Genomic DNA, 22,368 nt, shown 5'->3' with positions numbered 1-22,368 from the left:
CCTATTCAGGCTGACCGTCGAGCGGCTTGATGTGGGCCAGCTCTTCTTCGTCAAAGCCATGGCCGGCGCCGATGTGGTCCTGGTCGCTGTGGCTGAAGTCGACATCCGCCGGCTTGCCACGGCCGGGCTCATCTGGCGAGCGGGCGCCATCCTCACGGATCAACACCTCCGGCGCCAGGTCGTCTGCGGTCGGGTGGTGGTCATCGGTCGAGGCCCCGGTCAGGCCGGCTTCGCGGTTGCGTTGCGGGTCCAGTGCTTCGGCGCGCTCGGCGTCGGTCAGTTCGTCACCTATCCGGCCATTCGGCCCATCGTCATCGTCGAAATCCAGCGGGTGCACCGAGCCCATGCGGTCGTTGTCGTCATCGATCGGGGCCGGTTCCGGTGCGTTCAGCGGGCGTTGTGGGCGGGTCATGGTGGTCTCCTGTTGAACAGCCTATGAAGGGTGGACAGGCCCCCCACGGGGAGATTCAATCATTCGACAGCCCCGCCACGCCGCCACCGCCACGTGACCCGGCACCGCGCGCTGTAGTCATACCAGCGCATTTCATAAGAGCAAGAGGCCTGATCATGCACGACCTGCAGGAACTGCTGGACAACAACGCCCGCTGGGCAGACGCCATCAAGCAGCGGGACCCGGACTTCTTCGCCAAGCTGGCCCGCCAGCAAACCCCGGAATACCTCTGGATCGGCTGCTCCGACGCCCGGGTACCGGCCAACGAGATCGTCGGCATGCTGCCCGGTGACCTCTTCGTGCACCGCAACGTGGCCAACGTGGTACTGCCCACCGACCTGAACTGCCTGTCGGTCATTCAGTACGCGGTCGACGTGCTCAAGGTGCGGCACATTCTCGTCACCGGCCACTACGGCTGTGGCGGCGTGCGCGCGGCCATGGGCGACCGCCAGTACGGGCTGATCGACGGCTGGCTGCGCAGCATCCGCGACCTGTACTACGTCAACCGCCACGCGTTGGCGCAACTGCCCAACGAAGAAGCCCAGGTCGACCGCATGTGCGAGCTGAACGTGATCCAGCAGGTGGAGAACGTGGCCCACACCACCATCGTCCAGAACGCTTGGCTGCGTGGCCAGGAGCTGTCGGTGCACGGCTGCATCTATGGCATCAAGGATGGCCGCTGGAAGAGCCTGGACACCACCATCAGCGGTGCCGAGCAGATGCCGGAGCAATTCCGCTACCGGCCGATCCAGCGCTAGTTGAGGATCACCAACGCCGGCAGCTCGCGCACCTGCGCCTGGGTGACCTGGGCCAGCGAGCGGATCACCGCGAGGGGGTCGTCGAGTTTGTAGTTGCCGGTGACCGCCACATCGCCCAATTGGGCGTTGGTGTTGAGGATCCACCCCGGGTAGTAGCGGCTGAGCTCGGCCAGCACCTGCTTGAGCGGGCGGTTTTCGAACACCAGGCGGCCGTCGACCCAGCCGAGGTCCTGGCTGGGGTTCAGCCGGGTGGTCGGGCCGAAGCCCGCTGGGCCCACCTCCACCGCGTCGCCGGCACTCAGGCGCAGGCGTTGGTGGCGGGTGTTCTGCAGGTCAAGGTTGCCGCGCGCCACGCGCACCTGCGCCTGGCCGCCGAGGTAGCGCACCGCGAAGGCGCTGTCGCGCACGCTGGCCTGCAGCGGGCCGGCTTCGAGTTCCAGCGGCAAGGGGTGGTCGGGCACCTCGAACCACGCCTCGCCCTGGTACAGCCGGGCGGTTTGCACGCCGCCCTGCTGGCGGCTGGCCAAGGCGGTTTCAGTGTTCAGCAACACCTTCGAACCGTCTTGCAGCTGCAGGCGATGGCGTTCGCCGGCCTGGGTCAGGTAGTCGGCTTGCAGCCGCAGCGGCAGGTGAGTGGCCAGTGCCACCGCCAGCAGCACCGCGGCCACCGCCGCCACGGGCCCGCGCCAGCGGCGCGTGCGCCGTGGGCGCTGCTGGCGCTCGATCGCCCGGGCCACTTCACCCACCACTTCGCCGTGCCAGATCGCCGAGGCCTTGGCGTAGGCGTCGGCATGGGCCGGGGCTTCGGCCAACCAGGCATCGAACTGCTGGCATTGCTCGGGGGTAGGGCTTTGCAGCACGATCAGCCAGTCCATGGCCTGGTCCATCGCCGCCGCGCTGGGCGCGGGCAAGGTGGTGTGTTCGGTCATGGAAGGTCCTCGTGGTGCACGGTGGCGCGAAGCTTAGCAAACTCAGAAAGGTCTTAGCCCATCCGCTGGGCGACGCCCATGCAGATCGCCATGATCAATTTGAGTTCCTTTTGCACCGTGCTGGGCGACACGCCAAGGCTGGCGGCGATTTCCAGGTAGCTGTGGCCCTGCAAGCGGCTGAGGGTGAAGATCTTCTGCTGGCGTGGGGTGAGCTGTGCCAGGCTGCTGCTCAGGCGCTTGAGCAGGCGCTCGGCATGGGCTGCTTCTTCAAAGCTGCTGGTGTTGTCCGCAACATTCAGCACCACTTGCTCGGCCACGTCTTCGACCACCGTGCGCTCATGCCGGCGGGCCGCGCGCAGGTGGTCCAGGGCCAGGTTGCGGGCGGTCTGGAACACGAACGGTTCGAGGTGGGTCACGCTGCGGTCGGCCAGCGCGCGGCTGACCCGCAGGTAGGTTTCGTGCAGCAGGTCTTCGGCGGTGCTCGGGTTGCGCACCAGCCGCTGCAGCGCCCGCAGCAGGCTGGGGCGCTGGAGGATGAAGAAGCTGTCGAATTGGGACTGGCTCACGATCGTACCCAGCTGAAAGAGGTGAATGATAATGCTTATCATCCGCCGCTCGTCAAGCACAATCGTGTATCAACGCCCTCAGCCTGCTTTACTCAGCGCCAGGCAGGTGTCGAGCATGCGGTTGGAGAAGCCCCACTCGTTGTCGTACCAGGCCATCACCTTGACCAGCTTGCCATTGGCCTTGGTGTGGTTGGCGTCGAAGATCGACGACAGCGGGTTGTGGTTGAAGTCGGTCGACACCAGCGGCAGGGCGTTGTAGCCCAGCACCGGGGATTGCTCGGCAGCCGCCTTGAACACCGCGTTCACCTCGTCGGCCGAGGCCTCGCGGGCCAGGTTCAGGGTGAGGTCGACCAGCGACACGTTGATCACCGGCACGCGCACGGCCATGCCGGTCAGTTTGCCGGCCAGTTCCGGCAGCACCAGGCCCACCGCTTCGGCGGCGCCGGTCTTGCTCGGGATCATCGACTGGGTGGCCGCGCGGGCGCGGTACGGGTCGCTGTGGTAGCCGTCGATCAGCGTCTGGTCATTGGTGAAGGCGTGGATGGTGGTCATCAGGCCTTGCTCGATGCCGAACTCACGGTGCAGCACCTGGGCCACCGGGGCCAGGCAGTTGGTGGTGCAGGAGGCGTTGGAGATCACCTGGTGCGAAGCGCGCAGAACGTCATGGTTAACGCCGTACACTATGGTGGCGTCCGCGCCCTTGGCGGGTGCCGAGATGATCACCTTGCTGGCGCCAGCGGCCAGGTGCGCGGCGGCTTTGTCACGCTCGGTGAACAGCCCGGTGCATTCGAACACCACGTCTACCTGGTGGGTCTTCCAAGGCAGCTCGGCGGGGTTGCGCACCGCGCTCACGGCAATCCGGTCGCCGTTGACCGTCAGGCCCTCGGCATCGTGCTCTACGCTACCGTCGAAGGTGCCGTGCACGGTGTCGTACTTGAGCAGGTGGGCGTTGATCTTGCTGTCGCCCAGGTCATTGATGGCGACGACTTGCAGGTGCTGGCGGTAGCCTTGGGTATACAGTGCTCTGAGCACGTTGCGCCCGATGCGCCCGAAACCGTTGATTGCGATGCGAATGGTCATTGGCAGTACCTACTGTCAGATGGTGAGTCTTGCCCCCGCCGGGCCATGGGTCACGAATCTGTTTTGTTGTTGGAATTACAAGATTATTCGCATAGAAATAGAAAACAAGCCCTTTTGATGGCAGTATTTTGTTTTATCTACAACTAGTGACCGGTGCGGCCTAGATTTTTGAGCCCCAAGGCCCGGCAGAAGTTGAATCGTTTCAACGACCGCCGATCAGCTCGCCCGTAACCGGATCACACCCATAGCCTGGAGTCCCACATGCATCCCCGCGTCCTCGAGGTCACCGAACGGCTGGTGCAACGCAGCCGTGCCACGCGCGAGCGTTACCTGCAGATGATCGATGCCGCCGCCAGCGACGGCCCCCAGCGCGGCAAGCTGCAGTGCGCCAACTTCGCCCACGGCGTGGCCGCTTGCGGCACCGACGACAAGAACGCCCTGCGCCTGCTCAACGCCGCCAACGTGGCGATCGTGTCGGCGTACAACGACATGCTCTCGGCGCACCAGCCGTATGAAACCTACCCCGCGCTGATCAAGCAGGCGCTGCGCGAGGTGCATTCGGTCGGGCAGTTCGCGGGCGGGGTGCCGGCCATGTGCGACGGGGTGACCCAGGGCGAGCCGGGCATGGAGCTGGCCATCGCCAGCCGCGAAACCATTGCTTTGTCTACCGCCGTGGCGCTCTCGCACAACATGTTCGACGCGGCGCTGTGCCTGGGCATTTGCGACAAGATCGTGCCCGGCCTGATGATGGGCGCCTTGCGCTTTGGCCACCTGCCAACGATTTTCGTGCCCGGCGGGCCGATGCCTTCGGGGTTGTCGAACAAAGACAAAGCCCGGGTGCGCCAGCTTTACGCCGAAGGCAAGGCCAGCCGCGAAGAGCTGCTCGAATCCGAGATGAAGAGCTACCACGGCCCCGGTACCTGCACCTTCTACGGCACCGCCAACACCAACCAGTTGGTGATGGAAGTGATGGGCCTGCACCTGCCGGGCAGCTCGTTCGTGAACCCCAACACGCCGCTGCGCGAAGCGCTGACCTTCGAGGCGGCGCAGCAGGTCACGCGCCTGACCAAAGCCGGTGGCGCCAGCTTCATGCCGCTGGGGCGGATCGTCGACGAGCGCGCGTTGGTCAACGCCACCGTGGCACTGCACGCCACCGGCGGCTCGACCAACCACACCCTGCACCTGCCGGCGATCGCCATGGCCGCCGGGATCGAGCTCACCTGGCAAGACATGGCCGACCTCTCCGAGGTGGTGCCAACGCTGTCGCACGTGTACCCCAACGGTAAAGCCGACATCAACCACTTCCAGGCTGCTGGCGGCATGGCCTTCCTGATCAGCGAGCTGCTCGATGCCGGGCTGCTGCATGAGGATGTGAACACCGTGGCGGGCCCAGGCCTGCGCCGCTACACCCAGGAGCCGTTCCTCGACGGCGGCAAGCTGGTATGGCGCGAAGGCCCCACCGAAAGCCTCGACGAGACCATCCTGCGCCCGGTGGCGCGGCCGTTCTCGCCCGAAGGCGGGCTGCGGGTGATGGAAGGCAACCTTGGCCGTGGGGTGATGAAAGTCTCCGCCGTGGCGCCCCAGCACCAGGTGGTCGAAGCCCCGGCGCGGGTGTTCGAGGACCAGGCGGAACTTGCCGCGGCCTTCAAGGCCGGCGAGCTGGAACGTGACATGGTCGCGGTGATGCGCTTTCAAGGCCCGCGCGCCAACGGCATGCCTGAGCTGCACAAGATGACCCCCTTCCTCGGCGTGCTGCAGGACCGTGGCTTCAAGGTGGCGCTGGTCACCGATGGACGGATGTCGGGTGCATCGGGCAAGATCCCCGCCGCGATTCACGTCTGCCCCGAGGCGCTCGACGGCGGCCCGCTGGCCTTTGTGCGCGATGGCGATGTGATCCGCGTCGACGGCGTGAACGGCACCCTGCAGGTGCTGGTCGAAGCCAACGAGTTGGCCGCGCGCGAACGCACCTACCCCACGGTAGACAGCAGCAGCGGCTGCGGGCGTGAGTTGTTTGGTTTCATGCGCATGGCGTTCAGCTCGGCGGAGCAGGGGGCCAGCGCCTTCACTTCAGCCTTGGGAGCGCTTAAATGACATTGGCACTGGTGGGCGATATCGGCGGCACCAACGCACGCTTCGCCCTCTGGGAAAACAGCGAGCTGCGCGCGGTGCAGGTGTTCGCCACGGCGGACTACACCAGCCCCGAGCAGGCGATCGGTGAGTACCTCAAAGGCCATGGCCTGGCCGCTGGCGCGGTGGGCGCGGTGTGCCTATCGGTGGCTGGCCCGGTGGGCGGCGATGAGTTCCGCTTCACCAACAACCACTGGCGCATCAGCCAGAAGGCCTTTTGCAAAACCCTGCAGGTGCAGCAGCTGAAGCTGGTCAATGACTTCACCGCCATGGCGCTGGGCATGACCCGCCTCAAGGCCGGTGAATACCGCACCGTGCGCGAAGGCCAGGCCGACGCCACGCGCCCAGCGGTGGTGATCGGCCCCGGCACCGGCCTGGGCGTGGGCACCTTGCTCAACCTCGGTGAAAACCGCTGGGCGGCGCTGCCGGGGGAGGGCGGCCATGTCGACCTGCCGGTGGGCAACGCCCGCGAAGCGCGGCTGCGCCAGCACATCGAGGGGCTGATCGGCCATGTGAGCGCCGAAACCATCCTCAGCGGCGGCGGCCTGCTGCGCCTGTACCAGGCGATCTGCGCGCTCGACGCCCACGTGCCGAAGTTCGCCAAGCCCAACGAGGTGACCCAGGGCGCGCTGGCCGGGGACCCGGTGGCGCTGCAGACCATCGATCAGTTCAGCCGCTTTCTGGCGCGGGTGGCCGGCAACAACGTGCTCACCGTCGGTGGCCGCGGCGGGGTGTTCATCGTCGGTGGGGTGATCCCGCACTTCATCGAGCTGTTCCTGAAAAGCGGCTTCAATGAAGCGTTCGACGATAAGGGCTGCATGAGCGACTACTTCAACGGCATCCCGGTGTGGGTGGTCACGGCGGAGTTCTCCGGGTTGCTCGGCGCCGGCGTGGCGCTGGAACAGGCCTGACCGCCGCGGCCTGCGCAGGCTCGACAAGCGCAGGCCGGCCCCCTAATCTGCGCACAACAACAAAATAGCGACGCAGGGCTGAACCTTGACCACTGCTGGCAAAACGATCTTGCTGGTCGACGACGACCAGGAAATCCGCGAGCTGCTGCAGGCCTACCTGGGCCGCGCCGGCTTTGCCGTACGGGCCGCGCCCGACGGCGAACGTTTCAGAACCGAATTCGACCAGGAGCCCCCCGGGCTGGCCATCCTCGACGTGATGCTGCCCGACGAAGACGGCTTCAGCCTGTGCCGTTGGGTGCGCCAACACCCGCGCCACCCCCATGTGCCGATCATCATGCTCACCGCCAGCTCCGACGAGGCCGACCGCATCGTCGGCCTGGAGCTGGGCGCCGACGACTACCTCGGCAAACCCTTCAGCCCGCGTGAACTGCAAGCGCGGATCAAGGCGCTGCTACGCCGCGCGCAATTCGGCCAGCCCGCCGGCGGCGATGTGCTGGCCTTCGATGACTGGCGGCTGGATACCGTGAGCCACCGGTTGTTTCACAGCGACGGCGAGGAAGTGGTGCTTTCGGGGGCTGATTTTGCCCTGCTCAAGCTGTTCCTCGACCACCCGCAGCAGATTCTCGACCGCGACACCATCGGCAACGCCACCCGTGGCCGCGAGCCGATGCCGCTCGACCGCATCGTCGACATGGCCGTGAGCCGGCTGCGCCAGCGCCTGCGCGACACCGACAAACCGCCGCGGCTGATCCGCACCGTGCGCGGCAGTGGCTACCTGCTGGCGGCCCAGGTTGCGCCTGTTTAAGCCACGCTCGCTGCTGGGGCGGATGCTGCTGCTGACGCTGCTGGCGGTGCTGCTCGCCCAGGGCCTCTCCAGCGCGGTGTGGCTGGCGCAGTTGCGCGCCAGCGAGCGCGAGGGGCTGGTCAACAGCGCCCGCAGCCTGGCCCATTCGATGGCCGCCAGCGTCAGTTACTTCCGCTCGTTGCCGGTGGGCTACCGGCCGCTGGTGCTCGACCAACTGCGCAACATGGGCGGCACGCGGTTCTTCACCTCGCTCAACGACCGCCCCTTGAGCATGCAAACCCTGCAGCCGACCACGCGCAGCCGGGCGGTGATCGACGCGGTCAGCCAGGTGCTGCGGCGCCAGTTGGGCGAAGGGCTGGAGATTTCCGTGGCGTTCGTCAGCCCTGATGACCTGCGCCTGTTCAATGGCGGCCTCAAGCTCGATGAGTTGCCGCGCTCCTGGACGTACTACGCCCTGGCCCTGGAGCCGCTGAACCCACCGGTGCTGGTCACGCAGATCCGCCTCAACGAGGGCGAATGGCTGTTCATCGCCTCGATGCTGCCCGAGCCCTACACCAGCCTCGAAGAAGAGCACCTGCCCACCCCGCAACTGTGGTTCATCATGCTCACCGGGGCGTTCTTGCTGGTGTTCACCGGCCTGCTGGTGCACTGGCAAAGCCGCCCGCTCAAGCGCCTGGCGCGGGCCGCGCGGGAGTTGTCGCTGGGCGATGAGGCCGCCACCGTGCAGGTGCAAGGCGGCGGCAGCGAAGTGGTCGAGGTAGGCCGCGCGCTGAACACCCTGCACCAGCGCATCGGCCGTTACCTCACCGAGCGCAGCCAGCTGTTCAGCGCGATTTCCCATGACCTGCGCACCCCCATCACCCGCCTGCGGCTGCGGGTCGAACTGCTGGACGACGAGGCCCTGCAGGCCAAGTTCACCCGCGACCTCGACGAGCTCGACCTGTTGGTCAAGGGCGCGCTGCAGTGCGTGAAAGACACCGACATCCACGAGAACATCGAGCCGGTGGACCTCAACCACACCCTGATGTGCCTGGTCGAGCCTTACCTGGCCGGCGAGGGCGATGGCCGCGTGACCCTCAAGGGCCACGCCCGCCGGGCCTATTCCGGCAAGCCACTGGCGCTCAAGCGCTGCATCGGCAACCTGATCGACAACGCCCTCAAATACGGCCACCGCGCCCACCTCACCGTGCAGGACGCCGCCGGCCAGTTCGTGCTGCACGTGGAAGACGAAGGCCCCGGCGTGCCCGAACAGCGCCTGGAAAAAGTGTTCGAGCCGCACTTTCGCCTGGCCGGGCAGCAACAGGGCTACGGCCTGGGCCTGGGCATCGCCCGCAACATCGCCCACAGCCATGGCGGCGAGGTCACCCTGCAGAACCTGCCGGTGGGTGGGTTGCGGGTGACGCTGACGTTGCCGCGGGTGGATAAGGCTTGAGGAGGGGCCTCAGCGGTTGAGTTTTTCCATCGCGGCTTCGGCGAGAAAGGTAGAACGGCTTTTGACGTTGTGTTCCCGTACGAACCGGTCGATACGCTGAATGATCATACCAGGCAAGGTGACGTTGACCTTTTCCACCTTGCCCAGATAGGGCGTGATGTCTATGTCGAGCATCCCCCAGCCCATGCTTTCATACTCAGGCTGGGCACGGTAGCGGCTGATCGATGAAGGCATAGGCACGGCCTCTCCCTGCTTCATGGCGTCTTCGAGAAGCAGGTGCGCCACCTCGATGGCAGCCCGGTAGGCTTCTTCGAAGGTGTCTCCGGCCGTGACCGCGCCTGGGATGTCAGGGATCTGAATGCCAGTCGCAGTGTGTTCGTCGCCCCATTCGATGCAGATCGGATATTGCATGTTCGTCGCCCTCGGGCAGTTGAGGTTCAAGCCAGGCCTGCTCGCTTGCGGATGGCTTTCACAGTACCCAGCGGAAGATCCTTCTTCGGGTGAGGCACTGGGATGGTATAGCGGCTGTTGATGTGAACGTAGAGGTGATGACTGCCCGCTATGCGGTCTAGCTGCCACCCTGCTGCTTCGAGCTCCCGTATCAATTGCCTGCTCTGCACCGTCGATACCGCCTGTTGAGGATTGTAACTCTAGGGTTATGTTTTTCATAGCTGGCAGTATCTCACCCTCATAGCGCCTCAGCCCGCCCAGTGTATTTCCAGAAATCACACCCATCCGAATGTCACCACCCCGTGACATTTCTCCCGCCGTTCGTTACCTAACTCAACAAAAAGCGTGATTAAACTCGGATCAGCGCTAGCCTTTAGGCTGGCTACAGATAAAAACAACAAAAGGATTCGTCAATGAACGCCATCACTCGTTTGGCTGCTGTCATTTCCCTTGCCTCGTTGTTCCCCCTCGCCGCGACCGCGGCTGACTCCAAAGGCACCATCGAAGTCACCCACTGGTGGACCAGCGCCGGTGAAAGCGCGGCCATGGACGTGTTGCGCAACCAGGTCAAGGCCGATGGCTATACCTGGAAAGACAACGCCGTGGCCGGTGGCGGTGGGGCGGCGGCGATGACCGTGCTGAAGTCCCGCGCGGTGTCGGGCAACCCACCTGGGGCGGCGCAGATCAAAGGGCCGGACATCCAGGAGTGGAGCCAGCTCGGGCTGCTCTCCGAAGACGCTCTCGACGGCGTGGCCAAGGATGAAGGCTGGGCCAAGCTGCTCTCGCCGACCGTGGTCAAGATCGTGCAGTACGACGGGCACTACGTGGCCGTGCCGTTCAACATCCACCGGGTCAACTGGCTGTGGATCAACCCCGAGGCGTTCAAGAAGGCCGGCATCGACAAGGCGCCGACCACCCTCGATGAACTGTTCGCCGCCGCCGACAAGCTCAAGGCCGCCGGCATCATCCCGATCGCCCATGGCGACCAGCCGTGGCAGAACTCCACGGTGTTCGAAGACATCGTGTTGGCGGTGATGGGCCCCGAGGGCTACCACAAGGCCTTCGTCGAGCTCGACAACGCCACCCTCACCGGGCCGAAGATGGCTGAATCCTTCGCCGCGCTGAAAAAACTCGCCGGCTACATGGACCCTAACCGCGGCGGCCAGGACTGGAACCAGGCCACCGCCCAGGTGATCCAGGGCAAGGCCGGCATGCAGGCGATGGGCGACTGGGCCAAGAGCGAATGGAGCACCGCCAAGAAGGTCCCCGGCAAAGACTTCCAGTGCGTGCCGTTCCCCGGCACCGCCGGCAGCTACACCTACAACGTCGACTCGCTGGCGATGTTCAAGGTCAAGGACGAAGGCACCGTGGCGGCGCAGAAGGATGTCGCCAAGATCGCCCTCGGCACCCACTTCCAGACCGTGTTCAACCAGAACAAAGGCTCGATCCCGGTCCGCAACGACATCGACATGAGCCAGTTCGACAGCTGCGCCCAGGCCTCGAAGAAAGACTTCGACGCCGCCAGCGCCAAGGGCGGCGCACAGCCGAGCATGGCCCACAACATGGCCACCAACCTGGCGGTGCAGGGCGCGGTGTTCGACGTGGTCACCAACTTCATCAACGACAAGAACGCCGACCCGGCCGCCGCCGCCAAGCAGTTGGGCAACGCGATCAAATCCGCCCAGTAACCCTGGCGCTCGCCCCGGGCCTACGGGCCTGGGGCGCACTGTAATCGAGAGAGCGTACCGATGAGTTCCGTCGCGACAACCGCCAAGGCCTCGCCGGCCCTGGACCGCCTGCAGGGCTGGCTGCCCAAGCTGGTGCTGGCACCGAGCATGGTGCTGGTGCTGGTGGGTTTCTATGCCTACATCGGCTGGACGTTCCTGCTGTCGTTCACCAATTCCAGCTTCCTGCCCAGCTACACCTTTGTCGGCCTGCAGCAGTACCTGCGCCTGTGGGACAACGACCGCTGGTGGGTGGCGAGCAAAAACCTGCTGGTGTTCGGCAGCTTGTTCATTGGCATCAGCCTGGTGGTAGGGGTACTGCTGGCGGTGCTGCTCGACCAGCGTATCCGCCGTGAAGGGTTTATCCGCACCGTGTACCTGTACCCCATGGCGCTGTCGATGATCGTTACCGGCACCGCCTGGAAATGGCTGCTCAACCCCGGTATGGGGCTGGACAAACTCCTGCGGGACTGGGGCTGGACCGGCTTTACCCTCGACTGGCTGGTCAACCAGGACCGGGTGATCTACTGCGTGGTGATCGCCGCCGTGTGGCAGGCCTCCGGCTTTGTGATGGCGATGTTCCTGGCCGGCCTGCGCGGGGTCGACAGCTCGATCGTGCGCGCGGCCCAGGTCGATGGCGCGAGCCTGCCGACCATCTACTTGAAGATCGTGCTGCCGAGCCTGCGCCCGGTGTTTTTCAGCGCCTTCATGATCCTTGCCCACATCGCCATCAAGAGCTTCGACCTGGTGATGGCGATGACCGCCGGTGGCCCGGGGTACTCCTCGGACCTGCCCGCGGTGTTCATGTATTCGTTCACCTTCAGCCGTGGGCAGATGGGCATGGGCTCGGCCAGCGCCATGCTGATGCTTGGGGCGATCCTGGCGATCCTGGTGCCTTACCTGTATTCGGAACTGCGAGGCAAGCGCCATGACTAGTGCCGTGCTCAAACCGGGCCTGACGCCCAGCCGCGTGCTGATCTACGCGGTGCTGATCGGTGCCTGCCTGCTGTACCTGGTGCCCTTGCTGGTGATGCTGCTGACCAGCTTCAAAACCCCTGAAGACATCAGCAACGGCAACCTGCTGACGCTGCCCGCGGCCTTCACCGGCATTGGCTGGAGCAAGGCCTGGGGGATCGTCAGCGGGTATTTCTGGAACTCGGTGGCGATTACCGTGCCGGCGGTGCTGATCTCCACCGGCATCGGCGCGCTCAATGGCTACGTGCTGTCGATGTGGCGCTTTCGCGGCTCGCAGCTGTTTTTCGGGCTGTTGCTGTTCGGCTGCTTCCTGCCGTTCCAGACCGTGCTGCTGCCGGCCTCGTTCACCCTCGGCAAGATGGGCCTGGCCAACACCACCACGGGCCTGGTGCTGGTGCACGTGGTGTACGGGCTGGCCTTCACCACGCTGTTTTTCCGTAACTTCTACGTGAGCGTGCCCGAGGCCCTGGTGAAGGCCGCGCGGCTCGATGGCGCGGGGTTCTTCACCATCTTCGGGCGGATCCTGCTGCCGATGTCGATCCCGACCATCATGGTCTGCATCATCTGGCAGTTCACCCAGATCTGGAACGACTTCCTCTTCGGCGTGGTGTTCGCCAGTGGCGACGCGCAGCCGATCACCGTGGCCCTGAACAACCTGGTCAACACTAGCACGGGGGTCAAGGAATACAACGTAGACATGGCCGCGGCGATGATCGCCGGGCTGCCGACCCTGCTGGTGTATGTGCTGGCGGGCAAGTACTTTCTGCGCGGGCTCACGGCCGGCGCGGTCAAGGGGTAAACCATGGCAACACTTGAACTGCGCAACGTGAACAAGACCTACGGCAGTGGGCTGCCCGACACGTTGAAGAACATTCAACTGGCGATCGCCGACGGCGAGTTCCTGATCCTGGTCGGCCCTTCCGGCTGCGGCAAGTCCACCCTGATGAACTGCATCGCCGGCCTGGAGAACATCACCGGCGGGGCGATCGTGGTCGACGGCACCGACATCAGCCAGATGAGCCCGAAAGACCGCGACATCGCCATGGTGTTCCAGAGCTACGCGCTATACCCGACCATGACCGTGCGGCAGAACATCGAGTTCGGCTTGAAGATCCGCAAGGTGCCGGCCAGCGAGATCGACCAGGAAGTGGCGCGGGTGGCCAAGCTGCTGCAGATCGAACACCTGCTCACACGCAAGCCCGGGCAGTTGTCGGGTGGCCAGCAGCAGCGCGTGGCCATGGGCCGGGCGCTGGCGCGGCGGCCGAAAATCTATTTGTTCGACGAGCCGCTGTCGAACCTCGATGCCAAGCTGCGGGTAGAGATGCGCACCGAGATGAAACTGATGCACCAGCGGCTGAAGACCACCACCGTGTACGTGACCCACGACCAGATCGAGGCGATGACCCTCGGCGACAAGGTCGCGGTGATGAAAGACGGCATCATCCAGCAGTTCGGCACGCCCAAAGACATCTACACCGAGCCGGCCAACCTGTTCGTGGCCAGCTTCATCGGTTCGCCGCCGATGAACTTCATCCCGGTCAAGCCGCGCCGCGACAACGGCCAGTGGCAAGCGCCGCTGGCCAGCGACCAGGGCCAGTTGGGCCTGCCGCTGCAGGCCGAAGGGGTAGACCTGGCCAGCCGTGAGGTGATCCTCGGCCTGCGCCCCGAGCAACTGGCGGTGGCCGGGGAGGGCGCGCGGGCGGTACTGCAGGCGCGAGTGGAGGTGATCGAACCGACCGGGCCCGACACCCTCGTGTTCGTCACCCTCAACGGCACCAAGGTGTGCTGCCGGGTGGCGCCGGACCAGGCCCCGGCGGCCGGTGAAATCCTCAACTTGAGTTTCGATGCGAGCAAGGCCTTGCTGTTCGACGCCCAGAGCGGCGAGCGGCTGGCCGCAAGGAGCAACACCCCGGCCGAAGGTTCGGCCGGCAACGTGGCGCAGTTCAGGGGGCGTTAGCCCACGGGTGGCCTGTACCCGGAACCCGCCGCGATAACAACAAAAACCGCAATAACAATAATGAGGGTGATCAAGGGATGAACATGCATAGACACACCATGGCGCGAGGGCTCTTCGTGCTCGGCGCGCTGGGCCTGGCCGCCAGCGCCAGTGCCGCCCCGGCCGATCCTACGGTCTTCGATGCCTCGCAGTATGGCCTCGGTGACTGGGGCGGGGCCCGTAAAGACCTGTTCGACAAGGGCTACGACTTCACCCTGGAGTACGTGGGCGAGGCGGCGAGCAACCTCAACGGTGGCTACAACGACGACCGCACCGCGCGCTACAGCGACCAGTTCGCCCTGGGCGTGAAAATGGACCTCGACAAGATCCTCGGCTGGCACGGCGCGGATTTTCGCTTCACGGTCACCGAGCGTAGCGGCCGCAACATCGGCAATGACCGCATCAGCGACCCGCGCGCCGGGATGTTCAGCTCGCCGCAGGAAGTCTGGGGCCGCGGGCAAACCTGGCGGTTGACGCAAATGTGGTACCGCCAGCGCTTCATCGACGACAAGCTCGACATCAAGTTCGGCCGTTTTGGGCCAGGCGAAGACTTCAACAGCTTCCCTTGCGACTTCCAGAACCTCGCCTTCTGCGGCTCGCAGGTGGGTAACTGGGTGGGCGGTATCTGGTACAACTGGCCGGTCAGCCAGTGGGCCGCGCGGGTGAAGTGGAACTTCAACAGCGAGTTCTACGCCCAGGTCGGCGCGTTCAACCAGAACCCCTCCAACCTCGAAACCGGCAACGGCTTCAAGCTCAACGGCAGCGGTACCAAGGGCACCATCTTCCCGGTCGAAGTGGTCTGGTCGCCAAACGTGAACGGGTTGGCGGGCGAATACCGCCTGGGTTACTACTACAGCACCGCCAAGGCCGATGACGTGCGCGACGACATCAACGGCGACCAGCAAGCGGTCACCGGCCAACCGTTCAAAAGCCACGGCAGCAAGCATGGCTGGTGGGTGGTGGCGCAGCAGCAACTCACCTCGCACAACGGTGACGCCAGCCGCGGCCTGAGCGTGTTCGCCAACGCCACGGTGCATGACAAGGCCACCAACTTCATCGACAACTACCAACAGGTAGGGCTGGTGTACAAAGGCCTGTTCGATGGCCGGCCGAAGGATGACATCGGCGTGGGCATCGCCCGCATCCATGTGAACGACGACGCGCGCAAACGGGCGGAGCTGATCAACACGCTGAGCGGCATCAACGACTATGACAACCCCGCTTTCGTGCCGGTACAGGACACCGAGTACGATGCCGAGATCTACTACGGCTTCCATGTGACCAACTGGCTGACCGTGCGCCCCAACCTGCAGTACATCAAGCACCCAGGCGGTGTGGATGAGGTCGAGAACGCACTGGTGGCGGGCTTGAAGGTGCAGTCGAAGTTCTGATCGCTGGCGCGATCAGGGGCAAGTGTCAAGCGGCAAGTGGTAAGCAACAGCAACAGCAACAGCAGCAGTTGCAAGCGGCAAGCGGCAAGCGGCAAGCCACAGCAAAAGCCACCGCGAAAGCTAAAACCTGCAAGTGGCGAGCAATGCCTACGCCACCCCACTTGCCCCTTGCAGCTTACCCCTTGCCCCTGCTCGAAGAGGGCTGAACCCCGGTTCAGCCCTCTTCGAGCGGGTACCTACTCGCATTCAAACTCTCTTTGATCCTGCGCAAATGCGGCTGGAAGTCAGTGCCGCGGCGCAGGGTCATGCCGGTGGCCAGCACATCGAGCACGGTGAGCTGGATGATCCGCGAGGTCATCGGCATGTAGATGTCGGTGTCTTCGGGCAGCGGGATGTTCAAGCTCATGCTGCAGGCTTGATCGAGCGGCGAGCCGGCCGCGGTCAGGCCCAGCACCGAGGCGCCGTTTTCCCGCGCGGTGCGCGCCACGTCGACCAACTCCCGGGTGCGCCCGGTGTAAGAGATGATCACGAACAGCTCGCCGGTGTGCGCCACCGACGCCAACATGCGTTGCATCAGCACGTCGGCATGGGCGCTGACCGCCAGGTTGAAGCGGAAAAACTTGTGCAGCGCGTCTTGCGCCACCGGTGCCGATGCGCCCAGGCCGAAGAAGTGGATTTGCCGGGCCTGGATCATCATGTCGACGGCGCGGCTCACCTGCTTGGGGTCGATCTGCTGCCAGGCGCTGTCGAGCGAGGCGATGGCGCTGGCGAAGATTTTCTGGGTATAGGCGGCGGGCTCGTCGTCGGCCGACACCGCGCGGCTGACGTAGGCGGCGCCGCTGGCCAGGCTTTGTGCCAGTTGCAGCTTGAGTTCCGGGTAGCCGCTGACTTCAAATGAGCGGCAGAACCGGTTGACCGTGGGCTCGCTGACCTTGGCCGCCTGCGCCAGCGCGGCGATACTGAAGCGGGTAGCCTGCTGCGGGTTGTGCAGGATCACCTCGGCGACCTTGCGCTCGGCCTTGTTCAGGCCCTCGAGGCGCTCCTGGATCTGTTCGAGGAGGTTACGCACACGCTCCATTCTGGGCTCCTTGGGGCTGGGAATACTGCTGTCATCAGCGGTGGTCTATCGTACTTACGGGCCAGCGCGATCACCACCGGTAAGTGCGGGTAATCGGGCGATGTTGTTTTATTACTACATTCTGCCTTGAAGGGCGCCCCCCAAACCGGTAATACTTGTTCAACTTGATAAAGAAACCAATATCATGCTTTCGATTTCCGAACCCTGCACCTTTGCCCTGTTCGGCGCCATGGGCGACCTGGCACTGCGCAAGCTGTTCCCCGCGCTGTACCAGCTCGAGCGCGCCGAACTGCTGCATGAGCACACGCGGCTGCTGGCGCTGTCGCGCGAGCCGGGCGATGCGGCGTTCCACCTCGGGCAGATCGAAGAGCACCTGAAGGAGTTCGTGCCCGAGGCGCAGCTCGAAGCCGCCGCCCTGGCGCGCTTCAAGGCGCGGCTGGAGTACCTGCACGTTGATTTCCTCAACGCCGATGACTACAGCCTGCTGGCCGAGCGGGTGGGCGACGCCGCCACGGTGATCGCCTACTTCGCCACTCCCGCGGCGCTGTACGGCGGCATTTGCGAAAACCTCGCCAAGGCCGGCCTGGCCGAGCGCACCCGGGTGGTGCTGGAGAAGCCGATCGGCCATGACCTGGCCTCGTCGCGCACGGTCAACGACGCCGTCGCCAAGGTATTCCCGGAAACCCGCGTGTACCGCATCGACCACTACCTGGGCAAGGAAACGGTCCAGAACCTGATCGCCCTGCGTTTCGCCAACAGCCTGTTCGAAACCCAGTGGAACCAGAACTACATCTCCCACGTCGAGATCAGTGTGGCCGAGAAGGTCGGCATCGAAGGCCGCTGGGGCTATTTCGACAAGGCCGGGCAGCTGCGTGACATGGTGCAGAACCACCTGGTGCAACTGCTTTGCCTGATCGCCATGGACCCGCCCGCGGACCTCTCCGCCGACGCCATCCGTGATGAAAAGGTCAAGGTGCTCAAGGCGCTGCAGCCGATCACCGGCGAGGCCTTGCACACCCATGTAGTGCGTGGCCAGTACATTGCGGGCTACAGCGAAGGCCGCGCGGTGCCGGGTTACCTGGAAGAAGAAAACTCCAACCCGCACAGCGACACCGAAACCTTCGTCGCCCTGCGCGCGGACATCCGCAACTGGCGCTGGGCCGGCGTGCCGTTCTACCTGCGTACCGGCAAGCGCATGCCGCAAAAGCTGTCGCAGATCGTGATTCACTTCAAGGAACCCCCGCACTACATCTTCGCCCCGGAGCAGCGCATGCAGATCAGCAACAAGCTGATCATCCGCCTGCAGCCGGACGAAAGCATTTCGTTGCGGGTCATGACCAAGGAGCAAGGCCTCGACAAGGGGATGCAACTGCGCAGCGGCCCGCTGCAGTTGAATTTCTCCGACGCCTACCGCAGCGCGCGAATCCCTGACGCGTACGAGCGGCTGCTGTTGGAAGTGATGCAGGGCAACCAAAACCTCTTCGTCCGTAAAGACGAAATCGAATACGCGTGGAAGTGGTGCGACCAGTTGATCGCCGGCTGGAAAAAGGCCGGCGACGCGCCCAAGCCTTATGCGGCGGGGTCCTGGGGGCCGATGAGCTCGATTGCACTGATTACCCGCGACGGGAGATCCTGGTATGGCGATATCTGAACTGCAACTGCCCCAAGGGGTGGCCCCTCACGAATTTCCCAGCCCGCCGTTGCTCGCCGACGCGCTGGCCGAGGTCACCGTGGCGCGCCTGCGCCAGGCGCTCGAGGCCAACGGCCAGGCCAGCCTGGTGGTGTCGGGTGGGCGCAGCCCGGTGATGTTCTTCCAGGCGCTGGCGCGCCAGGCCGGCTTCGACTGGAGCCAGGTGACCATCACCCTGGCCGATGAGCGCTGGGTGCCGGTTGGCCACGCCGATAGCAACGAAGGCCTGGTCAAGCGCTACCTGCTGCAGGGCCCGGTGAGCAAGGCGCGGTTCATCAGCCTGTACCACGCCACCCACACCCAGGCCGAAGCCGCCGAGGCCGCCGACCGCGCCCTGGCCGCGCTGGCGGGCATCGACGTGCTGATCCTCGGCATGGGCGATGACGGCCACACCGCCTCGCTGTTCCCGCAAAGCCCCGGCCTTGCCGAGGCGCTGGATGAACACAACCCGCGCCGCTGCGTGCCGATGACCGCCCCGGCCGTGCCGCTGCAGCGCCTGAGCATGACCCGCGCGCTGCTGGCCACGGCGCGCTTCCCGGTGCTGTCGATCCAGGGGGCGGGCAAGCTCGACACGTTGCGCGCGGCCCTGGCCGGCGGCGAGATCGCCGAGATGCCGGTGCGCGCGTTCCTCAAGGCACCGCTGGATATTTACTGGTGCCCATGATGTACAGCCATCGCTCAAGGATCAGCCCAAGGACCCACCGCCATGACGCCTGAACAACAACAACGCATGCTCGACAAGGTCAAGCAAATCGACGAACTGGCCGCGCGGGCGCGCATTTTGCCGGTGATCGTGATCAACGCCGAAAGCGAAATCCTGCCGCTGGCCGACGCACTGGCCGCCGGCGGGCTGACCGCCCTGGAAGTGACCCTGCGCTCGCAGTACGGCCTGAAGGCCATCAAGCTGTTGCGCGATCACCGCCCAGAGCTGCTGGTGGGTGCCGGTACCGTGCTCGACCGCGCCATGCTCGGCGCGGTGGTCGAGGCCGGCGCGCAGTTCGTGGTCACCCCAGGCTGCACCCAGGACATGCTCGAAGCCGGCGTCGATTGCCCGGTGCCGCTGCTGCCGGGGATCTCCAGCGCGTCGGAAATCATGATGGGCTACGCCCTCGGCTACCGCCGCTTCAAGTTGTTCCCGGCGGAAGTGAGCGGCGGCGTGGCGGCGATCAAAGCCTTTGGCGGCCCGTTCGGCGACGTACGTTTTTGCCCCACCGGCGGGGTCAACACCAGCAACCTCAACACTTACATGGCCCAGCCCAATGTGATGTGCGTGGGTGGTACCTGGATGCTCGACAAAGCCTGGATCGCCGCCGGGCAGTGGGACCTGGTCGAGCAGAGCAGCCGCGAGGCCATTGCCCTGCTGGGCTAGGCAAGGGGGCCCTCAGCGTTTACGCAAGGGCTCCAACAATGCCCCCAGCCCGTTGTGGTCAATCTCGTGCATCAACGCCAGGAGTTGCCCCAGCTCCCCCTTGGGGAAGCCCTGGCGGGCAAACCACGCCAGGTAGGCGCCGGGCAAATCGGCCAGCAGGCGCCCCTGGTATTTGCCAAAAGGCATGGTGCGAGTGACCAGTAGTTCAAGAAATTCAGGGTTCATTGTTTGGTGTATTAAAAGTGGCTGTGAACTTGCAATGAACTTGCATTTTGCAATGCAGGTCAAGGGGGTTCATGCAGAAAGACCGCATGAAAAGTTTATGAATATTTATAACTGTATGATTTAATTTGTTTTTTTGTTTTGGTTAATTCTGGCACGGCCGCTGCAACAGTTCTTCCATCATCTGACGGAGGAACCCAAAATGACCAAGTCCGGTAAAGACGTTGTCTCGGTGCTGAACCACCTGATCGAAACCTGCAAAGACGGCCAGGAAGGGTTCAAAACCTGTGCTGGCGATATTAAAAACGCCGAGCTCAAATCCCTGTTCGAAAAACGCTCGGTGGAATGCTCCACCGCCGCCGGCGAGCTGCAAGAGGCCGTGATGGCCCTGGGCGGCAACCCGGAAGACTCCACCAGCTTCTCGGGCGACCTGCACCGCCGCTGGGTCGACCTCAAAGCGATGGTCACCGGCAAAAGCGAAGAGGCCATCCTCAATGAAGCCGAACGCGGTGAAGACGTCGCCCTGAAGGCCTACAAGGAAGCCTTGGCCGAACCGCTGCCCGCCAATGTGTACTCGATCGTCGAACGCCAGTACCACGGGGTACAGCGCAACCACGACCAGATCAAGGCACTGCGTAACATTGCTCGTGCCAGCTAAACGCTGGAACCCTCATTGCGCCGGCTAGCCGGCGCTTTTTTTTGCCTGCTTCACGCCCGCCTCGGGCAAGCTCGCCAGCCCCGCCTCCAGCGCTGCCACGCAGTTACGGCCCTGGGCCTTGGCCATGTACAGGGCTTGGTCGGCGCAACTGAGCAGGCCATCGATGGGCATGCCGGGGCGCGCGCCGAGGGCGCTGACGCCGATGCTCACGGTCACCCGCGGCAGCCCCGGCCCGGCTGGCGGCCGGCGCTCGACTTCGGCGCGGATGCACTCGGCGATCATCAGCGCGCCGTTCAGGTCGGTTTGCGCCAGGATCACCGCGAACTCCTCGCCGCCGTAGCGCGCGGCGAGGTCCGCCGGGCGGTGGATGCAGTGGGCAATGGCCTGGGCCACCTCGCGCAGCGCCACATCGCCGCCCTGGTGGCCATACCGCTCGTTGAAGGCCTTGAAGTGGTCGACGTCGATCATCAGCATCGCCACGCTGTGGCGATAGCGCTGGGCGCGCAGCCATTCCAGTTGCAGGGCGTGGTCGAGCCGGCGGCGGTTCGGCAGGCCGGTGAGGCCATCGGTCATCGCCAGCGCGGCAAGGTCGCGCTCGGCGCGCTGGCGCCGGCTCAGCTCGCGGGTCAGCACCAGTGCCAGCCAGAAGATGCCCACGCACAGTACCGTGGTGGCCACGCAAACCATCGCCGCGGTGCGCCGCCACGGGCCGAATACCTGTGCGGTGGCCACGCCCACCACCACCTTCAACGGCAGGTCGCCCACCCGCGAATAGGTGTACAGCCGCTCTTTGCCGTCGATGCCAGACACCTGGGTGAAGGTGCCATTGTGCTCGGCCATCAAAAAGCCCTTCATCCCCGGGGTTTGCCCGAAGTTCTGCCCCACCACGTTGGTGCCGGGCAACTGCGGCTCGCGGGCGAGGATGTAGCCCTCGTCGCTGATCAAGCTCACGCTGCTGTCCTGGCCGATGTTCAGGCGGCGGAACAGCTCGTTGAAGTAGTCCAGGCGCAGGGCGCCGCTGGCCACCCCGGCGAACTGCCCGTCGGCGCCGTTGATGCGCCGGCTGAAGCTGATGCACCAGCCGAGGCTGCCGATGGTGTCGCGAAACGGCGGGCTGATGCGCAGGCTGTGGTCGTCGTGCTCACGCAGGTAGATAAACCCCGGCCAGGCAGAGAAGTCTCCCTGGCGCGGCGGCTCGGCCAGCGAGTCGGCGATGATCAGGCCCTGGGCATTGACCCAGAGCATGTCGCCGCGCAGCGGAGAGCTGACCGCCGGGCCGAACAGCAGGGCGCGGCGCAGCCCCGGCGGCACCTGGTTGAAGGCCGGGTGCTGGATGGCGCCGATCAGCCCCAGCAGTGCGTGATCGTAAAGGCCGGCGTTGCGCTGCACGTCGGCGTCGATCATCTGCGCGATGTTGCTCGAACTGCGCACCGCCGCGCTGCGCGCCAGGCTGTGCTCGCGGGCCAGCAGGTAGGCGACCAACCCCACGATCGCGACGATGCCGGCCAGGCTGCCGATGTACAGCAGGCGCTCGAGGTGGGCACGGGAACGGAGTACGGAGCTGGGCATTGTCTGGGCGCGGCGCGGGGGCAAAAAGTGGGCGCCGGTATGATAGGGACGCCCGCGCCGGCTCACAAGCGGCGGTTTCCACGCCGTTGCCGGCCAATGCCCGGGCGATGGCTGCCAACTTCTGGGTATTTCCCTTTGTTTTTAGAAGGTTACAGAACAGTGACGCAGCCGGCGCCGATCCTGGCCT

Annotated in this window: 23 protein-coding genes; 14 read left to right on the top strand and 9 right to left on the bottom strand. The window is 64.9% G+C overall.

Annotated features, from left to right (window positions below; translation table 11 throughout):
* Position 1 precedes the first annotated feature (1 nt).
* Positions 2-412: a serine kinase/phosphatase gene (locus ACFZCE_RS07385; RefSeq protein WP_390937465.1), complete on the bottom strand. Its 411-nt coding sequence runs from the start codon at positions 410-412 to the stop codon at positions 2-4.
* A 155-nt stretch (positions 413-567) separates the two neighbouring features.
* On the opposite strand from ACFZCE_RS07385, the gene can reads away from it, so the two are divergent.
* Positions 568-1,209: a carbonate dehydratase gene (gene can, locus ACFZCE_RS07380; protein WP_390937462.1), complete on the top strand. Its 642-nt coding sequence runs from the start codon at positions 568-570 to the stop codon at positions 1,207-1,209.
* On the opposite strand, the gene ACFZCE_RS07375 is transcribed toward can, so the two are convergent.
* From ACFZCE_RS07375 to gap, 3 genes are all read right to left on the bottom strand, one after another.
* Positions 1,206-2,138, bottom strand: coding sequence for a FecR domain-containing protein (locus ACFZCE_RS07375; RefSeq protein WP_390937460.1), 933 nt, complete (start codon positions 2,136-2,138; stop codon positions 1,206-1,208). The genes can and ACFZCE_RS07375 overlap by 4 nt on opposite strands.
* A gap of 53 nt (positions 2,139-2,191) precedes the next feature.
* Positions 2,192-2,704, bottom strand: a complete 513-nt coding sequence (locus tag ACFZCE_RS07370) for a sigma-70 family RNA polymerase sigma factor (protein ID WP_390937457.1) — start codon at positions 2,702-2,704, stop codon at positions 2,192-2,194.
* Between the two features lie 78 nt (positions 2,705-2,782).
* Positions 2,783-3,784: a type I glyceraldehyde-3-phosphate dehydrogenase gene (gene gap / locus ACFZCE_RS07365; protein ID WP_390937455.1), complete on the bottom strand. Its 1,002-nt coding sequence runs from the start codon at positions 3,782-3,784 to the stop codon at positions 2,783-2,785.
* A 261-nt stretch (positions 3,785-4,045) separates the two neighbouring features.
* Here gap and edd point away from each other — a divergent pair, with 261 nt between their 5' ends.
* From edd to ACFZCE_RS07345, 4 genes are all read left to right on the top strand, one after another.
* The gene (gene edd, locus ACFZCE_RS07360) at positions 4,046-5,875 is read left to right on the top strand and encodes a phosphogluconate dehydratase (protein ID WP_390937453.1); all 1,830 of its coding nucleotides are present in this window, start codon (positions 4,046-4,048) and stop codon (positions 5,873-5,875) included.
* Positions 5,872-6,822, top strand: coding sequence for a glucokinase (locus ACFZCE_RS07355; RefSeq protein ID WP_390937451.1), 951 nt, complete (start codon positions 5,872-5,874; stop codon positions 6,820-6,822). Before edd ends, ACFZCE_RS07355 begins: the two co-directional genes overlap by 4 nt.
* Positions 6,823-6,907: 85 nt before the next feature.
* Complete coding sequence (locus ACFZCE_RS07350; RefSeq protein WP_390937449.1) at positions 6,908-7,627, top strand: response regulator; 720 nt, start codon at positions 6,908-6,910, stop codon at positions 7,625-7,627.
* Between the two features lie 22 nt (positions 7,628-7,649).
* Positions 7,650-9,059: an ATP-binding protein gene (locus ACFZCE_RS07345; protein WP_390937522.1), complete on the top strand. Its 1,410-nt coding sequence runs from the start codon at positions 7,650-7,652 to the stop codon at positions 9,057-9,059.
* A gap of 9 nt (positions 9,060-9,068) precedes the next feature.
* Here ACFZCE_RS07345 and ACFZCE_RS07340 read toward each other — a convergent pair whose 3' ends face one another.
* Together ACFZCE_RS07340 and ACFZCE_RS07335 are read right to left on the bottom strand one after the other, a co-directional pair.
* Positions 9,069-9,470, bottom strand: a complete 402-nt coding sequence (locus tag ACFZCE_RS07340; RefSeq protein WP_390937446.1) for a type II toxin-antitoxin system HicB family antitoxin — start codon at positions 9,468-9,470, stop codon at positions 9,069-9,071.
* A 26-nt stretch (positions 9,471-9,496) separates the two neighbouring features.
* Positions 9,497-9,679, bottom strand: a complete 183-nt coding sequence (locus ACFZCE_RS07335) for a type II toxin-antitoxin system HicA family toxin (RefSeq protein WP_390937444.1) — start codon at positions 9,677-9,679, stop codon at positions 9,497-9,499.
* Between the two features lie 243 nt (positions 9,680-9,922).
* Between ACFZCE_RS07335 and ACFZCE_RS07330 the strand changes: the two genes are divergently transcribed.
* The 5 genes from ACFZCE_RS07330 (at position 9,923) to ACFZCE_RS07310 (ending at position 15,595) form a co-directional block, all read left to right on the top strand.
* Positions 9,923-11,197: an extracellular solute-binding protein gene (locus ACFZCE_RS07330; protein ID WP_390937442.1), complete on the top strand. Its 1,275-nt coding sequence runs from the start codon at positions 9,923-9,925 to the stop codon at positions 11,195-11,197.
* Positions 11,198-11,257: 60 nt separating this feature from the next.
* Positions 11,258-12,169 carry an ABC transporter permease subunit gene (locus ACFZCE_RS07325; RefSeq protein WP_390937440.1) on the top strand — a complete coding sequence of 304 codons (912 nt, stop codon included), beginning with the start codon at positions 11,258-11,260 and terminating at the stop codon, positions 12,167-12,169.
* The gene (locus ACFZCE_RS07320; RefSeq protein ID WP_390937438.1) at positions 12,162-13,007 is read left to right on the top strand and encodes an ABC transporter permease subunit; all 846 of its coding nucleotides are present in this window, start codon (positions 12,162-12,164) and stop codon (positions 13,005-13,007) included. Before ACFZCE_RS07325 ends, ACFZCE_RS07320 begins: the two co-directional genes overlap by 8 nt.
* Before the next feature lie 3 nt (positions 13,008-13,010).
* A complete protein-coding gene (locus tag ACFZCE_RS07315) occupies positions 13,011-14,165 on the top strand; it encodes a sn-glycerol-3-phosphate ABC transporter ATP-binding protein UgpC (protein ID WP_390937436.1) in 1,155 nt (384 codons plus the stop codon).
* A gap of 98 nt (positions 14,166-14,263) precedes the next feature.
* Positions 14,264-15,595 (top strand): carbohydrate porin, encoded by a 1,332-nt coding sequence (locus ACFZCE_RS07310; RefSeq protein WP_390937434.1) that lies wholly within the window; start codon positions 14,264-14,266, stop codon positions 15,593-15,595.
* Positions 15,596-15,809: 214 nt separating this feature from the next.
* Here ACFZCE_RS07310 and ACFZCE_RS07305 read toward each other — a convergent pair whose 3' ends face one another.
* Complete coding sequence (locus ACFZCE_RS07305; protein WP_390937519.1) at positions 15,810-16,664, bottom strand: transcriptional regulator HexR; 855 nt, start codon at positions 16,662-16,664, stop codon at positions 15,810-15,812.
* Between the two features lie 193 nt (positions 16,665-16,857).
* Between ACFZCE_RS07305 and zwf the strand changes: the two genes are divergently transcribed.
* The 3 genes from zwf to ACFZCE_RS07290 are packed head-to-tail and all read left to right on the top strand — an operon-like array spanning position 16,858 to position 19,732.
* The gene (zwf, locus tag ACFZCE_RS07300) at positions 16,858-18,324 is read left to right on the top strand and encodes a glucose-6-phosphate dehydrogenase (RefSeq protein ID WP_390937433.1); all 1,467 of its coding nucleotides are present in this window, start codon (positions 16,858-16,860) and stop codon (positions 18,322-18,324) included.
* A complete protein-coding gene (pgl, locus tag ACFZCE_RS07295; protein WP_390937431.1) occupies positions 18,311-19,027 on the top strand; it encodes a 6-phosphogluconolactonase in 717 nt (238 codons plus the stop codon). Before zwf ends, pgl begins: the two co-directional genes overlap by 14 nt.
* A 42-nt stretch (positions 19,028-19,069) precedes the next feature.
* Positions 19,070-19,732: a bifunctional 4-hydroxy-2-oxoglutarate aldolase/2-dehydro-3-deoxy-phosphogluconate aldolase gene (locus ACFZCE_RS07290; protein ID WP_390937429.1), complete on the top strand. Its 663-nt coding sequence runs from the start codon at positions 19,070-19,072 to the stop codon at positions 19,730-19,732.
* Between the two features lie 12 nt (positions 19,733-19,744).
* Here the strand turns inward: ACFZCE_RS07290 and ACFZCE_RS07285 are convergent, their stop codons facing one another.
* Positions 19,745-19,957: a putative quorum-sensing-regulated virulence factor gene (locus ACFZCE_RS07285; protein ID WP_390937517.1), complete on the bottom strand. Its 213-nt coding sequence runs from the start codon at positions 19,955-19,957 to the stop codon at positions 19,745-19,747.
* Between the two features lie 199 nt (positions 19,958-20,156).
* On the opposite strand from ACFZCE_RS07285, the gene ACFZCE_RS07280 reads away from it, so the two are divergent.
* Positions 20,157-20,612, top strand: a complete 456-nt coding sequence (locus tag ACFZCE_RS07280; RefSeq protein ID WP_390937427.1) for a PA2169 family four-helix-bundle protein — start codon at positions 20,157-20,159, stop codon at positions 20,610-20,612.
* Between the two features lie 24 nt (positions 20,613-20,636).
* Here the strand turns inward: ACFZCE_RS07280 and ACFZCE_RS07275 are convergent, their stop codons facing one another.
* Complete coding sequence (locus ACFZCE_RS07275) at positions 20,637-22,181, bottom strand: diguanylate cyclase (protein ID WP_390937425.1); 1,545 nt, start codon at positions 22,179-22,181, stop codon at positions 20,637-20,639.
* Positions 22,182-22,368: the final 187 nt, after the last annotated feature.

The organism is Pseudomonas sp. NPDC007930 (assembly GCF_042958985.1).
Lineage (GTDB): Bacteria > Pseudomonadota > Gammaproteobacteria > Pseudomonadales > Pseudomonadaceae > Aquipseudomonas.
The sequence above is the reverse complement of the archived record's forward strand: the minus strand, read 5'-3'. Positions and strand labels throughout refer to the sequence as shown.